The organism is Alcanivorax sp. NBRC 101098, assembly GCF_001010505.1.
GTDB classification, from domain to species: domain Bacteria; phylum Pseudomonadota; class Gammaproteobacteria; order Pseudomonadales; family Alcanivoracaceae; genus Alcanivorax; species Alcanivorax borkumensis.
This window is the reverse complement of record NZ_AP014613.1, coordinates 695488-711475: the sequence shown is the minus strand read 5'-3', so window position 1 is coordinate 711475 and position 15988 is coordinate 695488. Positions and strand designations below refer to the sequence as shown.

Sequence of the window (15988 nt, the reverse complement as noted above, 5' to 3'; positions counted from 1 at the left end):
ACTTCACCACAGAGCATATGGAGCGCACAGAGCACGCGTGGATGGTTTTTCTTTTCCCGGTGATTTCTGTCTCTTCTGTTGTAGGCTTGCTTTAACCGTTTGGCTATCGCGCCACCAGCGACGCGCCGACAACTCAGTTATCCGTTACCCTAGCGTCTTTCACCGGCCGGTTACGGTGCCAATCCAGCCCACTGACCACACCATTAATCAGCCAGGCCGCCGCAGCCAAACCGCCGGCCATGGGCCAGCCCCAGCTTTGCGGCAGCAATTCTGTACCGGGAACAAACCACAGGAACAGCACAGTCTCTAGCACCGCCAACAAGAGCGGCGCCGCCAGTCGAGCGGGGTAATGCAGCGCCACACCCAACCACCGCAACATCGCCGCGCCCATGGTTAGGCCCAACCAAATAATAATTACGCCACCGATACCCACCGCCATTGCCTTCTCCCTACCTGTTCAGTGCTGGCCGCCATAGAGTGACTCACGGCCATGGCGCACGGCCATGCCTTCGCGCACTTTTTTCGGCAAGCCGCCGACCACCAGCGCAAAAGAGTGATCGATCATGCGCTGGATTTCTCCTTCAGGAATAGAGCCATCCAGCTTGATGGTGTTCCAGTGTTTCTTGTTCATATGGTAGCCAGGCAGTACCGCAGCAAAAATATCTCGAAGTGCCAGCGCTTGGTCCGGATCGCACTTCAGGTTCATGCGCCCTTCACCGCTCTCCTCACCCAGCGTGGCAAACATTTTGCCGCGCACTTTCATCACCGCCACATCCGGGCCGAAAGGAAAGTCTTCCAATGCTTCAGGCTTACCCAAGAGATAATCTCGTACCACATCAACATCCATGTCGATCACCCGATTTTATCCAGACGCGCCGTCAATAAGGTTACGGCAACAATTGCCCTCAGATTTCCCGGGTTTCGCGGAAGCGGATATCCGGATGACGTTCCTGTGCCAGTTGCAGATTAACCCGCGTCGGCGCCAGGTATGTCAGATGCCCGGCGCCATCCCGGGACAGATTGTCATGGGCCTTGCGTTCAAAGGCAGCCAACTCTTTATCGCTATCGGCCTCAACCCACCGGGCTGTCGCTACACTGACCGGTTCATAACGGCAATCGACGCCATATTCCCCTTTCAAGCGCGCGGCGACCACATCGAACTGCAACGAGCCCACAGCACCAAGAATCACATCGTTATTACGCAGCGGGAAAAATACCTGGGTCGCGCCTTCTTCAGCCAGCTGAGTCAGGCCCTTGTGTAGCTGCTTGCTCTTGAGCGGATCATTGAGCACCACCCGCTGGAACAATTCCGGCGCGAAGTGCGGAATGCCGGTGAAGGCAAGCTCTTCGCCTTCGGTGAACGTGTCACCGATTTGGATGGTGCCATGGTTGTGCAAACCGATAATGTCACCGGAAAAGGCTTCTTCCACATTATCGCGCTCACCGGCCAGAAAAGTCAGGGCATCGGCAATACGCACATCTTTACCGGTACGCACCTGCTTGAGCTTGATACCTTTTCGATAGGTGCCCGAGCAAATACGCATGAAGGCAATGCGGTCTCGGTGACGAGGGTCCATATTGGCCTGGATCTTGAACACGAAACCGGTCATTTTGGGCTCATCGGCCTCTACCGTGCGAGCGGTAGCATCACGGGGCTGGGGCGGCGGCGCCCACTGCACCAGGCCATCGAGCATATGATCCACGCCGAAATTACCCAGAGCCGTACCGAAGAAAACCGGGGTCAACTTACCGGCCAGAAAACGCTCTAGGTCGAATTCATGGCTGGCGCCCTGCACCAGCTCCAGGGTGTCGCGCAGTTCTTCAGCGTAGTCGGTGCCCACCGCCTCATCCAACTCCGGATTGTTGAGGCCCTTAACCTCGCGCACATCCTGCACAGTATGGCCCTGACCAGTCTTGTAGAGCACGGTAGTGTCGGTGAGCAGGTTGTAAACACCCTTGAAGCTCTTGCCCATGCCGATGGGCCAGGTAATCGGGGCGCACTCAATATTGAGTACGTCCTCGATTTCGTCCAGCACGTCGATGCCATCGCGCACATCCCGATCCAACTTGTTAATAAAGGTGAGAATCGGGGTATCGCGCAGGCGACACACTTCCATCAGTTTTACGGTTCGCTGCTCCACACCCTTAGCAGCGTCAATAACCATTAATGCCGAATCCACGGCAGTGAGGGTGCGATAGGTATCTTCAGAGAAATCCGCGTGGCCTGGGGTATCCAGCAAATTGACGGTGGCACCCTTGTAAGGGAACTGCATCACCGAGGTAGTCACGGAAATGCCCCGCTCCTTCTCCATCTCCATCCAGTCGGAGGTGGCGTGCTTACCAGACTTCTTGCCTTTCACGGTGCCTGCACTTTGGATCAGGTTTCCGTACAACAGCAATTTTTCGGTAATGGTGGTTTTACCGGCGTCCGGGTGCGAGATGATCGCGAAGGTGCGGCGCGTGGCCACCTGGTCTTGCAGGCTCATGGGGCTCAATCTCTGACTGGATATTTCGAGGGCGCGAGTATAACAGCCTTCGCGGCCTGATTTCCCGTCAGACCAACCCAGACCCTTTCAGTTGGCGCTGGCGCATCAGCAGGTACAAAGCAAAGCCTAGCGCCACACCCGGCACCACGCCCAGCACAAGTGCCAACCAGCCCCCGCGCACATGGTAACGCTGGCGCTCATAAAGCACCCATATTGCCAAAATCACCCAGCACAGAATCACATCTGTGGAATAGCCAGCAGCATAAGGATTGACGAAGCCGCCCGCAGCGGCAGCCAAAATATCCGGGTTAGCCATCAGCGGCGGGATAACCAGCACCGCAAAGGCACCACAGAAGATCAACGCCACCATGATCAGCAAGCGGCGAAACAGGCTTTCGGACATGGGTAACTCTCCTTGGTAAGTACTCCTGTTACCTCTATCGTTGTCATTGATTGACTCGCTGTCCAGTTTTTATGTAGTTGCGCCTGTGTCATTGGGTAAGCAGGTAAGCTGATGTAGAGTAACCTCCTTCCCTCCTCCAATCAGGAGTTTGTCATGTCTGCCACTGCTCATTATCTTCGTTTTATAACAGTCCTTCTTGCTGTTGCCCTGCTAAGCGCATGCAGCCGAGCTCCGGGGGCCGGTGATGCCCAAAAAGCCCTTGAAGCGGAGATGCGCAACGCCCATTTGGACGGTCTGCTGGCGATTACCAACGTGGAAAAACTTAATGGCTATGAAGATGGTGAAGGCGTATACACCATAGAAGTCAGTTACAGCCTCGAAGCGGAGGAAGATCTGAGCACTTACACCAGCCAGGTTAAAGGCAACGAAGAACTCTCCGGCCTGGATCGGTTCGCCATGATCATGGCCCTGAGCGCACTGCGTGTAGAGCACGGCAACTTCAAAAAAGGCGATACTTTCCAGCGCCAACGGGTGATCCAGTTTCGGGATACAGAAAAGGGCTGGATGCCGTTGGAATAAAAAACCGCAACACGCTTCATGCTGCAACACTGGCAGGGTAAATGACGTCGCATAACGACCACCCTGCCCGGTAGATTCCGTTAAAAGTGAACAGCGGAACAGAAAAGTGGGGGGCAATACGGCAATACCCCGCCCGCCATTCCTCCTGCACATTATCTTAGCGACGACGCCTCGCTTCGCGGGGCTCGCTCCCTCGATTGGATTTATTCGCTTGGCTCACCCTTCGAGCCGCACTATGTGCTTTAAGTCCGCTCCCGTTGATTCCTGCAAGGCTTTATAGAAAGACCGATGCGGTAGCTCGCAACAATTATTTATGCCCCGAAGCCAGCAGGCACTGCATCAACACCGCGTCTTCGTGACCATCGTGATCCTCACCCCGGCGGTAATAATTTTTGCGGATTCCAGATACCGTGAAACCCAGAGACTCGTACAGTGCCCGGGCGCTTTTGTTGCTTTCTCGCACTTCCAGGTAGATCACACTCATGGCGTCTTGCTGTGCAACCTGAATGGCTTGTTCCAGCAATCCTCGGGCCAGCCCCTGGCGCTGCCGGGCGGGCGCCACAGCGATGTTCAGCACATGGGTTTCATCAAGAACCCGCGACAAAATCAGAAATGCTACCGGCTGCCCTGCCGCCTCCACCACCTGACACAGATAATGATCATTACCGAGGCAATCGAGAAAGTGGTTACGGGTCCAAGGGGTCAACTGAGCGGCGTGTTCAATTTCCAGCACCGCCGGCAAATCCGATTCCTGCATGGCCCGAATCGGGCCGACAACATCAAACGCCATCGTAACCATGAGCCTGCATGGCTTGCCAGCTGGCTTTCTTGTGTTGGGCCGGATCAGCGAGCATTTCCGCCAGGCTGCTAATCACCAGCGCCGGTAGCTGGCCCAGTTCAAAAGGCTGATAGCGAGGTTGTTTAAACAAGGCTTCGGCCACCGCTTCCGGCAAGCACAACAACACCCGCTCTCCACCGCTCTGCTCACTAAGCCCAGCCACAAAAGCGGATAGCGCCTGAGCGGCTTCATCAGCCGGCATGGGCTGCTCGGTCAGCGGGCAAAAGAAACGACGCGGACGCTGTGGGCGCCCCTGGAACAAGGCCAACAAACTCGCCATCAGTGGCGCTTCGAACCGCCCCAGCCCTGGAGCCTGACTGTCTTCCTGGGCACATAGCAACCAGGTAGTGCCCCCCAGGTGCGCTTCCAGAGTGAACCTCAGGCCTGTGATTTTCTCTTTAGGCGGCGACGGAGCCGCAGTTGTTACCTGCTCCTCTTTTAAAGGAGCAGCAGGCTTGAAGGAGGAAGCCTTCGCCAACGCATCGGCAGCGAAGCCTGTGGGTGCTTGCTTCTCATCAGCAGGAGCCGAATGGGAAACTAACGCAGAATGCTGTAGGGGCGCCTCTCCCTGCGCCACGGTCGTTACGGACACATCAACGGCAGGACCCGCCGGGGCCGCTGCACTATTCTGCTCTTCCTCCGGCCAATCCAACGCCTGCGATGGCGCTGCACCGGGCAAAGGCACACGGGCCACCCAAGGCGTCAACCCCATGGCCTTCAAATAACTCTGCCGCTGCGCTTCGTTCATGAAGTGCCTCCGGTACCGCCAGACGCCGGACGCACCACCCACCACGCAAGAAGAGCACCGCCGGCTCCCTTACCGTCAGGCCTCAGACATCCGACACCAAGCATCCCCTTCATACTCCCTCTAGCGCCTGGGGATGCGCCTTTTCTACGCCGGCGGCGAAGTGATTAAGGGCATTCAGGTAGGCTTTGGCTGACGCAGTAATAATATCAACATCGGCACCATGACCGTTGACGATACGACCGCCTTTCTCTAACCGCACAGTTACCTCGCCCTGGCTATCAGTACCGGCGGTAATCGCGTTCACCGAATACAACTGCAAGGTGCTGTGGCTGTCTGCCAGCTGCTCAATGGCCTTGAAGGCAGCATCGACGGGACCGGCACCAGTGGCCGTGGCGTCCTGCTCAACACCGTCAATAGCCATCACAATGCGAGCCTGCGGTGTTTCACCCGTGCGCGCCGTCGCCTCCAGCAACACCAGCTTGAAACGTTCCTGCTCCACCGCTCGCTTGGTATCGCTGACCAATGCCTGAAGATCCTCATCAAACACTTCGTGCTTCTTGTCCGCCAGATCCTTGAAGCGCAAGAAGGCTTCGTTCATGGCCGCCTCAGAGGCAAACACAATCCCCAGTTCATCCAGCCGAGCACGGAAAGCAGCACGGCCGGAATGCTTGCCCAGCACCATGCGGTTAGTGTGCCAGCCCACATCCTCGGCCGACATGATTTCGTAGGTTTCGCGGTGTTTGAGCACCCCGTCCTGATGAATGCCCGACTCGTGGGCAAAAGCATTGGCGCCAACGATGGCCTTGTTCGGTTGCACCGGGAAGCCGGTAATCTGCGACACCATTTTCGAGGTGGGCACGATCTCGCGAGCATTAATGCCGGTATCCACATTGAACAGGTCCTGACGGGTTTGCACCGCCATAACAATCTCTTCCAGAGAAGCATTGCCGGCCCGCTCACCTAGGCCATTGATGGTGCATTCCACCTGCCGCGCACCCGCCTGAACCGCTGCCAGAGAGTTGGCGACCGCCAACCCTAAATCGTTATGGCAATGCACGGAAAACACCGCCTTATCCGCATTGGGGATGCGCGTGAGCAACTGGCTAATGGTATCGCCAAATTGCTCGGGAATGGCATAACCCACGGTATCGGGGATGTTGATGGTACGCGCACCCGCATCAATCACCGCTTCGATGATGCGGCACAGGAAATCGATTTCGGAGCGGCCCGCATCTTCACAGGAAAACTCCACATCACCCATATGATTGCGGGCATGCTTCACCGCGGCCACCGCATGTTCGACCACCTGATCCGGCTCCAAACGCAGCTTATGCTGCATATGGATCGGGCTGGTGGCGATAAACGTATGGATACGCCCGGATTCAGCTCCGACCAGTGCTTCCGCCGCGCGGTCGATATCCGCCGCCTTGGCCCGCGCCAGCGAGCAAATGGTAGATTCGCGCACGGTGTCTGCAATGGCTTTCACCGAGCGGAAATCCCCTTGGCTGGCGATGGCGAAGCCGGCTTCGATGACGTCTACCCGCATGCGTTCCAGCGCCCGGGCGATGCGCAGTTTTTCATCCTGGTCCATGGTGGCACCGGGGCTCTGCTCACCGTCACGCAGGGTGGTATCAAAAATAATCAGGCGATCTTTGCTCATTGGATCTCTCGCAAATGTCCGGGGCTAATGGCTGGCCCCTTTTCACAGCAGGTTCAGATATGTCCGCATTCTACACCAGCCGCAGGGTGCGCAGCACGGCTTCACGCAGGGCTTCCCCCGCTTCACGTCCGGCAATACCTTCCGCAAGCCGGAGCTTCTTGCCATCCACCTTGGCATACAGGGTCATGTACTCGGTCTTGCGGCCATTACTGGTGCTGCTCATGCCACTTTCCAGCACCAGCTGGTCGGCGCTAAGCAGCTGTCCTTCGCGGCGGAACAACACAATACCCAACCAGCGCCGTTGATTGCGCACCTCCCCGCCACGCACCCAGGCATCCAACCGACGCGCCAGGGTATACAGGGTAGCAAGCACCATCGGGTAACCAATCAAACCGAAAATACTGCCCATGATATACAGCATGAAGCCTTCTTCTGCGGCCTGAATAAACAGGAAGGTGCCCACTGCAGCAAAGGCACAGCCAAACACCAGCAGCCCCAGCTTCATGCCCAGGTTGCGGCCAGCCCGACTGATCAGGTGCAGGCCCTCACTCGTCTGCTCTACCTCAATTTGCTGGTTGGCTGACTCCAGCGCATCCATTTTACGATCTCGCTGGTCCGCTTCTACATGAGAGTCAGGCAGTTCATAGCGGCTAGAGCCACTGCCCGCTTCCACGGGCACGTCCCAGCTCCGCTTAAGCGCCCGTCCCTGAACCTGGCCATCCAGCTCCACACGCCAACGAATCCAGTCCTTTCGCCCACTCACACTCCGATCGCGCTCTCGCGTGGCCGGCTGATCCGCTGGTGCATCGAAACAAAATTGGATCTCGGTGCCACTTTGAACGGGGCGACACCAAGCCCGCTGCCGGTTCTGCCAGCGGATGCTTTCACGGGTTTTGCGGTCTTTTCCAGAACCGCTGTAATAACAACGGATACAGCTAAGCCAGACCGTCACCGACTGCTCAGCGGACAAGGCGCGACCCAGCTGAATTGACCCGCCAACCTGTCCGCCGGCCTGGCCCGGTTGCGGATCCAGCGCCAGAGGGGTTGGACCAAAGAACCGGTAGTTATTGCGCATTCTCAAGCCCGCCAAAGCGATTCCAGCCCCGGCAAGCGGAAACAGAAGGACCAGCAAAATCATATAATTGCCACGGCTGACTTCCTTCCAGACCTCCAAATAGGCAGGAGACGGCAACAGAATAAACACGGCGCCAAAGCCCACCATAAGCCAGTGACCCGATTTCTCTCGGCTGCTGTATTGACCCGTCCCAGAGACCGTCTGAGGGTCTCTTCCCCTACGCATCAAGTACATCACCCCTGCACCCACCAAGGCAAAAACGCCGCCGAAGGTCAGCCCGAAAATGAGTGTGCTCCAACGAAAGGTTCGATCCAGATACGCCTGGGTTGGGTTGGACGGGTTCACCCAGGCTTGCAAGGCACGGTTGCTGGCACGGGCACGATCCAGCCGGCTGCTAAGCTGTTGCCAATAGTCACCCACATTATCACTGCCGCTATATAGCCCGACCTGATCGCTGGTGAAGGTCTGCCCCTGGAAGGAATACCGGTAACGGGCGGTGACGCTATAGGTGCTAGACCCATCAGAACGATGACGATGAAGTTCACTGCTAAGCACCGTGGCCGGCACCCGCTCCCACTGACCAGACAGCAGATACTTACCGACAGGGAGCAGCCCCACATACACCATCACCGCTAGCCCAGCGAATAGAAAAATGCCGCCAAACAGATACCCGCCAACGCCCGCTTTTTTATTCTCGTTTTGCTCTTCTATCGACAAAATACGATCCCCCCGTGATCAAACCCCAAAGCAACGCACCACTGACCGCACCATAAAGATGGGCGTTCACATACACCCGACCATCAATCCACCCTTGCAGGTAATCCACGTCATAGCCCGGCAAGTGCTCACTGATAATGCGCCCGATAATGACCGCCAACACGACTGAGTGCAGCACCGGATTCCCCCTCCACCCCATGAGCAAACAGAGCACCAGCAGCCCATGCAAGATACCCGACAGCCCCACATAATGTTGCAGTTGCGGATCCAATATCAGCAAAGCGACACCAGTGGTAATGCCACAGAACAACAGCCATGCCCACAAGCGGGCACGATCCAGTAAATCTTCAAAAAAATAGCCACATAGCAACAGCCCGCTCAAATTCAGCAGCAAATGCCAATGATTCAGATGCACAAGATGGCACGTAAGAATCCGCCACCACTGCCCCTGCTCAATCGCAACGCGATCGAATGCCAGCCAGGGGTTCACCCAGGAAGAGGCCAGCCCCAGCACAATCATCACGACCACCAACCAGGCGAAGTGCGGACGGAGTTTTTTATCTCTGGGTTGCATGCTATTGCCTCTCGAGGATGAACGGGTATTAAGCCACAAGCCACAAGGCATGAGATACAAGCCGCAGGATGGACGTGTACAAATTCTGACAGGGCGAAACCCGGGACCTAAATAAGCGGCACAACGCATCCGTTAGCGGCATGACCGCGACATCGAACCCGGCGGCAGCTTATAGCCTGAAAATTGTCTATGTCCTAAAAAAAGAAAACCCCGCACAAGGCGGGGTTCTCTTTGGAGCGTGTTAAGCGCTGATGATTTACATCATGCCGCCCATTCCGCCCATTCCACCCATGCCGCCCATGTCTGGGGCGCCGGCACCGGCGTTTTCTTCCGGCTTGTCCGCCACCATGGCTTCGGTGGTGATCATCAGGCCAGCAATGGAGGCCGCGGCCTGCAGAGCAGAACGGGTCACTTTGGCGGGATCGAGAATACCCATTTCCAACATGTCACCGTATTCACCGGAGGCTGCGTTGTAGCCGTAGTTACCTTTGCCATTACGCACTTCCTGCACAATCACGGATGCTTCCGCGCCGGCGTTATAGGCGATCTGGCGAAGCGGCATTTCCAGCGCACGGAAAGTCAGGGCAATACCGGCGTTCTGCTCGTCGTTGTCACCTTTGATGGTGCCAACATTGGCTAGAGCGCGAACCAGAGCAACACCACCGCCCGGTACCACACCTTCTTCTACCGCAGCACGGGTAGCGTGCAGAGCATCGTCAACGCGAGCTTTCTTCTCTTTCATTTCAATTTCGGTGGCAGCACCGATCTTGATTACCGCAACACCGCCGGCCAACTTGGCCACGCGCTCTTGCAGTTTTTCTTTGTCGTAGTCAGAGGAAGAGTTTTCGATTTCCTTGCGGATTTGCTCCACACGGCCATCGATATCTGCCTGCTGGCCAGCGCCATCAACAATGGTGGTGTTTTCCTTGTCGATGTTCACTTTCTTGGCGGTACCCAGATCTTCCAGGGACGCATTTTCCAAGCTCAGGCCCACTTCTTCGCTGATGACGGTGCCGCCGGTGAGGATGGCGATATCTTGCAGCATGGCCTTGCGACGATCACCGAAGCCCGGCGCCTTCACAGCGGCACACTTGATGATGCCGCGCATGTTGTTCACTACCAGGGTAGCCAGCGCTTCGCCTTCAATGTCTTCAGCGATAATCAGCAGCGGCTTGCCTGCTTTAGCCACATTTTCCAGGGCTGGCAACAGCTCACGGATGTTGGAAATCTTCTTGTCCACCAACAGGATGTACGGGTCTTCCAGTTCGACCTGCATCTTTTCCTGGTTGTTGATGAAGTAAGGGCTCAGGTAACCGCGGTCAAACTGCATACCTTCAACCACGTCCAGCTCGTTCTGCAGAGACTGGCCTTCTTCAACAGTGATAACCCCTTCCTGGCCCACTTTTTCCATGGCCTGGGCGATGATCTCACCAACAGATTTGTCGGCGTTGGCAGAGATAGTACCTACCTGCTCAATGCTCTTGGTGTTGTCGCACGGAGTAGATAGCTTTTTCAGCTCTTCCACTACGGCCGCAACGGCCTGATCGATGCCGCGCTTCAGGTCCATGGGGTTCATGCCCGCGGTTACGGACTTCAGGCCTTCGTTCACGAACGCCTGAGCCAGCACGGTGGCGGTGGTGGTGCCGTCACCCGCTTCGTCGTTGGCCTTGGAAGCCACTTCCTTGACCATCTGCGCACCCATGTTCTCGAACTTATCTTCCAGTTCGATTTCGCGGGCAACGGAAACGCCATCTTTAGTGATGGACGGGGCGCCGAAGGATTTTTCCAGCACCACGTTACGGCCTTTCGGGCCCAAAGTTACTTTGACGGCGTCTGCCAGAATGTTGACGCCTTTAGCCATACGTTGACGAGCTTCGTCACGGAACAAAATTTCTTTAGCCATGTTTCTATACCTCTGCAATTCTGTACCCAGTAATGGGCTGAATGCCCTTGCGGGCGTTCGATGTCTGTCTGGAGCGGAACTGGGTTACCCTGGCTATTCGCCTTAAGCGCTGAGCCTTGCAACCCTTGGCCTTCGCAACTTAGTCTTCGACGACGGCCAGAATTTCAGCTTCGCTCATGATCAGCAGCTCTTCGCCTTCCACCTTCACGGTGCTGCCGGAGTATTGGCCGAAGATCACCGTATCACCGGCTTTTACGTCCAGCGGACGCACATCGCCATTTTCGGTGATTTTGCCATTGCCAACGGCGATAACTTCACCACGGGACGGCTTCTCGGCAGCGGAACCAGGCAGCACAATACCGCCAGCAGATTTGGTTTCTTCCTCTTCACGGCGAACCAGCACGCGATCATGCAAAGGACGGATGCTCATTTTTCCTTAAACTCCCAGTTAGTTCTTCGACACCCGAGTCGGCACAATGGCCGGACTCAATAGTCAGAATTAGCACTCTCATGAGTGGAGTGCTAATCATAGTAAGGACACCAGAACAGTCAACAAGAAATACCGGCACTGACCAATGATTCCCTTTGCCTGCCTGTTGGCCGTGGAATGGGGTCGCCACGGCGGGATTCAAGAGCTGGAGAGGAAAAAATCTCCCGGAACAGATCCCCGCGCCACGGCTACACTGCGCTTGCGCACGGCACCGGGCGGATACCGTCAATCATGCCGCGCTCTGCCAGCCACTGTGCTGTCCGCCCTCCATACCAACGGCGCCACCGCACTGCCGTGCCAATAAATACACAATCGGGCTTCTGCTTCCTGGTGCATTCAACGCCCGCTCATCCGTTTCCCGTTTTGCTGCAGGCCTGAGCAATCCGGTCATTGGCCTGCCTCCTGCGCCTCACCATAATCCGTTGCACCATGAACCGACACTGTAAGGAATCACCATGGAATTGAACCAGAAAGTGATTGTTGTAACCGGCGCCGGCCGTGGCTTGGGCCGTGGCATCGCCACCTTTTTTGCTGGTAAAGGCGCCCGGCTAGCCTGTGTGGATCTTAACCAGGAAGACTTGGATGCCACCGTAGCCGCCTGCGAAGCGGCCGGTGGCGAAGCACGCGCCTACCTGGCCAATGTGGCCAAAGAAGAAGAAGTGGAAGCGCTGTTCAACAATGTGGTGGCCGATTTCGGCACCCTGCACGGTCTGGTCAACAACGCGGGCATAACCCGCGATGGGCTACTCATTAAAGCCAAAGAAGGTGAATTGATCAGTAAAATGAGCTTGCAACAATGGCAAGCCGTGATCGACGTGAACCTGACAGGGGTGTTCCTGTGTGGCCGGGAAGCCGCCGCCAAAATGGTGGAAACCGGCGTCGAGGAAGGCGTGATCGTGAACATTTCATCCCTGGCCCGTCATGGCAGCTTTGGCCAAAGCAACTACTCTGCTGCCAAGTCAGGGGTAGCGGCCATGGCCGAGGTGTGGGCGAGAGAACTGGCCCGCTACAACATCCGCACCGGGGCGGTAGCACCGGGCACCATCAATACCGACATGCTAGCAGCCATGAAACCGGAAGCCCGCGATCGGTTGGTGCAGGCGGTACCGCTCAAGCGCTTGGGTGAAGCGGAGCACATTGCTCGCAGTGTGGCCTTCATTTTCGAGACCGACTATTTCACCGGTCGCTGCATCGACATGGATGGCGGTCTGCGCTGAGCGGCAAGCCAGCATGCTGTTCTGGCTAAATAAAAGGGCAAGCCTTCGCGGCCGCCCTTTTATTTTTTCCGTTTTCCCTTGTAGCTTGAAGCTTGTCGCTTGAGGCTATAGCCCCATGAATCCAGAATTCCGAGAGGCTGTTTACCAAATTATTGCGGCCATCCCACCGGGCAAAGTCAGCAGTTATGGCGCCGTGGCTCGCCAGGCAGGCTTTCCGCACCATGCTCGTTTTGTCGGCCGGTTGATGAGCCAGTTACCCGAGGATACCCGTCTGCCTTGGCACCGGGTGTTGCGCTCCGACAGACACATTGCCTTAGTCGGCACACCCGCAGGGCAGATTCAAATACAACGGTTACGTGACGAAAATATTCCGGTAATAAATGATCGCGTGCCCAAGCCTTATTTTCTTGTCCCACAATGAACCTAAATCGCTCCGCAGGAACAAAGCGTCTATGATGAGTCTTTTCCTCATCAGCAATACCCGCTAAGAGCCCTATGCCCTCACAATCTTCTAGCTGGCAGCAATCCCTAAAGGCCTTCCTGCACCCCCGTGTGGCGACCATGTTCTTTTATGGTTTTTCAGCGGGTATTCCTCTGCTACTGATTTTTTCCTCGCTATCACTATGGCTACGCGAAGCCGGCATCGACCGTTCCACTGTCACCTACTTCAGCTGGGCAGCGCTGGCGTATTCATTTAAGTTTCTCTGGGCACCACTGATTGACCGCTTGCCTGTGCCAGCCCTTACGCGCTGGCTAGGCCGACGGCGGGCCTGGTTGCTGGTGGCACAACTGGCCGTTGCCGCTGCTATTTTCAGCATTTCCCTGGTCGACCCAACCCAACCTGGCGCCCTGAATTTGATGGCCTTTGCGGTAGTGCTGCTGGGCTTCACCGCCGCTACCCAGGATGTGGTGATCGATGCTTACCGGATTGAATCTGCCGGAGCGGAATTGCAGGCGATGATGTCTTCGTCCTATATCGCCGGCTACCGCATCGGCATGCTCACCTCCGGAGCCGGCTCACTGGTGTTGGCCAGCTGGCTCGGCTCCACCAGTGAGTCTTACCGCTATGCCGCCTGGCAAAACACCTATGCCCTCATGGCGCTAACCATGCTGGTCGGTGTCATCACTACCCTGATCATTCGTGAGCCGGCCAATCCCAGACCTTCAAACGCACACTACAGCAGCCGCCAATACCTCAAGTTCTTAACCCTGTTTGTGGCGGGCATCGCCGCCTTCGTGACGGTGTACGTGCTCACCGCTGGAGCGGCCTCCGCACTGCGGCAAACGCTGACTGACGCGATGAACAACGGCGCCTTATCCGGCCTGGTGGTGGAAACCCTTAGGTTGGCTCTGGCAATCACTCTGGTGGCCGCATTACTCAAGACACTCTCCCTAACCCCGCTATATGACAAACAACTGGTGCAAGAAAGTTACCTCGACCCAGTGAAGGATTTTTTCCAGCGTTATGGCAAACGCTTGGCGCTGTTGCTGCTGGTTTTCGTAGGGTTTTATCGCGTTTCCGATATTGTCCTTGGCGTTATTTCCAACGTCTTCTTTGAAGACATGGGTTTCACCAAAACCGAAATTGCCGGGGTGGTAAAAACGTTTGGTTTGTTCATGACTATCGCCGGTGGTTTTCTGGGCGGCCTGCTGGCCATGCGTCACGGTGTCATTCGGGTACTTTACCTCGGCGCCTTTCTCACCGTAGCCACCAACCTGCTGTTTCTGTGGCTGGCTTATGCAGGCCACGATATCCGCATTCTCTATGCGGTGATCTCCGCCGACAACCTAACCGCGGGCCTGGCCAGTGCCGCCTTTGTGGCCTTCCTGTCCCAGCTCACAAATGTGTCCTTCACTGCCGTGCAGTACGCTATCTTCAGCTCATTGATGACCTTGTTACCGAAAACCATTGGCGGGTATTCCGGCAGCATGGTGGACAATTTGGGCTACCCGGGCTTTTTCCTACTGGCCAGCCTGATGGGCGTGCCAGTGCTAGGCCTGATCTATCTGATCCAGCGACATAGCGCCTTTAAGGACTAACCCCACCATAAAAAGACTCGGCAATCACCAGGATACCCTGCGGCCCATGGGGCTGCTCTGTCGCCTGCAGTAAAGATCACTTTACGCTGATCATCCATTAGCCCCAGCATCACCATGGCCGTCTCAACAGGCATCAAAAACCCGAAGATAATGCTCGACCAGGCCCGCCTGGAACTGAAGCGGCGCTGGCGGAAAAGCATATCGCGGCCAGCGCAAATAGCTTACGGCTTGCTTCGCATTAGAAACCATCAGCGGTTTACCCTTACAGTACGGGGCAACACGTTTGCTAGACACAGAGAAAAATCTCCTTTTCCTTCACTACAGGGCTTACTATTTCTCCATGACTGAACCTCTTCCCCACTGGTATCTGCTCGGTGCCGGCAACATGGGCACACTAGCGGCTTGGTATCTGACCCGTGCCGGGCATACCGTCAGCGTGGTCACCAATAGCCCGCGATTACCACTGCAAAAGCAGCTTATCTTTGCTAATCAACGCATGTCGCTCACCCTGCCCTGCGTCAGCCCAGCCGAGCTGCCCCCCGCCATTAAACATGTGCTGGTAGCCAGTAAAACACCGTACACGGACTCGGCGTTACAGAGGGTGAAAGGCCATCTCAACAACGAGACACAGGTGCTGCGCTTCCAAAATGGGGTAGGCGCGCTGGATGGTCGGCTCCCTTCAGGCTCCGTCATGCTGGAAGCAATTACCACCAGTGCAGTAAAAGGGCAATCGCCACAGCACACCATCGTGGCGGAAAATGTCACATGGATCGGCGGCACTGCGCAACCACCTGAATGGTTTGAAGGCCTTCAAATTCACTGGCCCAACCTGCACTGGGAAGCGGACATACGCCTAGTTCAATGGAGGAAACTGGTGGCTAACGCGGTGATCAATCCGCTCACCGCCTTTTACGATATACCTAACGGCGCACTCATGAACGACCCCGCCCTGCTAGACCAAGCCCGAACCCTGTGCAGCGAAGCCGACGCCCTGCTGGCAATACTAGACTCGCAGTGGCCTGGGGATTCATTCACGGCCGTGCTAGAGGTGATCCGCGATACAGCCGACAACACCTCTTCCATGCGCGCAGATTACCAACGAGGTGCCACGACGGAAATCGAGGCCATCAATGGCTGGTTACTCTGCCAAGCGAAAAACCAGGGCATGGACCTGCCCAGCCATCGCCGGCTAGTTGAGGCGCTCACATCCACGCCCTAGCGGACGATTGCAAAGCCCTTTGCATGTGCATGCTCAGCC

General features: G+C 56.4%; 16 protein-coding genes. 5 read left to right on the top strand and 11 right to left on the bottom strand.

Features of this window, described 5'->3' with window-relative positions; all coding sequences use genetic code 11:
* Positions 1–133: 133 nt before the first annotated feature.
* The 4 genes from AS19_RS03330 to AS19_RS03315 all read right to left on the bottom strand — a co-directional run bounded on the left by AS19_RS03330 (position 134) and on the right by AS19_RS03315 (position 2889).
* Positions 134–439: a hypothetical protein gene (locus AS19_RS03330; protein WP_011587930.1), complete on the bottom strand. Its 306-nt coding sequence runs from the start codon at positions 437–439 to the stop codon at positions 134–136.
* An 18-nt stretch (positions 440–457) separates the two neighbouring features.
* Positions 458–847 (bottom strand): MmcQ/YjbR family DNA-binding protein, encoded by a 390-nt coding sequence (locus AS19_RS03325; RefSeq protein ID WP_041705238.1) that lies wholly within the window; start codon positions 845–847, stop codon positions 458–460.
* A 58-nt stretch (positions 848–905) separates the two neighbouring features.
* Complete coding sequence (gene prfC / locus AS19_RS03320; protein WP_035460691.1) at positions 906–2486, bottom strand: peptide chain release factor 3; 1581 nt, start codon at positions 2484–2486, stop codon at positions 906–908.
* Between the two features lie 67 nt (positions 2487–2553).
* The gene (locus AS19_RS03315) at positions 2554–2889 is read right to left on the bottom strand and encodes a DUF2834 domain-containing protein (protein WP_011587927.1); all 336 of its coding nucleotides are present in this window, start codon (positions 2887–2889) and stop codon (positions 2554–2556) included.
* A 153-nt stretch (positions 2890–3042) separates the two neighbouring features.
* On the opposite strand from AS19_RS03315, the gene AS19_RS03310 reads away from it, so the two are divergent.
* Positions 3043–3468, top strand: a complete 426-nt coding sequence (locus tag AS19_RS03310) for a hypothetical protein (protein WP_011587926.1) — start codon at positions 3043–3045, stop codon at positions 3466–3468.
* A gap of 307 nt (positions 3469–3775) precedes the next feature.
* Here the strand turns inward: AS19_RS03310 and rimI are convergent, their stop codons facing one another.
* The 7 genes from rimI to AS19_RS03275 form a co-directional block, all read right to left on the bottom strand.
* The gene (gene rimI / locus AS19_RS03305) at positions 3776–4258 is read right to left on the bottom strand and encodes a ribosomal protein S18-alanine N-acetyltransferase (protein ID WP_035460689.1); all 483 of its coding nucleotides are present in this window, start codon (positions 4256–4258) and stop codon (positions 3776–3778) included.
* Complete coding sequence (locus AS19_RS03300; protein WP_011587924.1) at positions 4248–5054, bottom strand: hypothetical protein; 807 nt, start codon at positions 5052–5054, stop codon at positions 4248–4250. The genes rimI and AS19_RS03300 overlap by 11 nt, the downstream gene beginning before the upstream one ends.
* A 109-nt stretch (positions 5055–5163) precedes the next feature.
* Complete coding sequence (locus AS19_RS03295; protein ID WP_011587923.1) at positions 5164–6714, bottom strand: 2-isopropylmalate synthase; 1551 nt, start codon at positions 6712–6714, stop codon at positions 5164–5166.
* A 70-nt stretch (positions 6715–6784) separates the two neighbouring features.
* Positions 6785–8506, bottom strand: a complete 1722-nt coding sequence (locus tag AS19_RS03290; protein ID WP_011587922.1) for a DUF3592 domain-containing protein — start codon at positions 8504–8506, stop codon at positions 6785–6787.
* Positions 8478–9080 (bottom strand): rhombosortase, encoded by a 603-nt coding sequence (gene rrtA / locus AS19_RS03285; protein ID WP_011587921.1) that lies wholly within the window; start codon positions 9078–9080, stop codon positions 8478–8480. Before rrtA ends, AS19_RS03290 begins: the two co-directional genes overlap by 29 nt.
* A 256-nt stretch (positions 9081–9336) precedes the next feature.
* Positions 9337–10983 (bottom strand): chaperonin GroEL, encoded by a 1647-nt coding sequence (gene groL, locus AS19_RS03280; RefSeq protein WP_011587919.1) that lies wholly within the window; start codon positions 10981–10983, stop codon positions 9337–9339.
* 139 nt (positions 10984–11122) lie between these two features.
* The gene (locus tag AS19_RS03275) at positions 11123–11413 is read right to left on the bottom strand and encodes a co-chaperone GroES (protein WP_011587918.1); all 291 of its coding nucleotides are present in this window, start codon (positions 11411–11413) and stop codon (positions 11123–11125) included.
* 515 nt (positions 11414–11928) lie between these two features.
* On the opposite strand from AS19_RS03275, the gene AS19_RS03270 reads away from it, so the two are divergent.
* The 4 genes from AS19_RS03270 (at position 11929) to AS19_RS03255 (ending at position 15949) form a co-directional block, all read left to right on the top strand.
* Positions 11929–12690, top strand: coding sequence for an SDR family oxidoreductase (locus AS19_RS03270; RefSeq protein WP_011587917.1), 762 nt, complete (start codon positions 11929–11931; stop codon positions 12688–12690).
* 115 nt (positions 12691–12805) lie between these two features.
* The gene (locus tag AS19_RS03265; RefSeq protein WP_011587916.1) at positions 12806–13111 is read left to right on the top strand and encodes an MGMT family protein; all 306 of its coding nucleotides are present in this window, start codon (positions 12806–12808) and stop codon (positions 13109–13111) included.
* Positions 13112–13185: 74 nt separating this feature from the next.
* A complete protein-coding gene (locus AS19_RS03260) occupies positions 13186–14730 on the top strand; it encodes an MFS transporter (RefSeq protein ID WP_011587915.1) in 1545 nt (514 codons plus the stop codon).
* A 340-nt stretch (positions 14731–15070) separates the two neighbouring features.
* Entirely contained in the window at positions 15071–15949 is an 879-nt protein-coding gene (locus AS19_RS03255) for a ketopantoate reductase family protein (protein WP_041704874.1), read from the top strand.
* Positions 15950–15988: the final 39 nt, after the last annotated feature.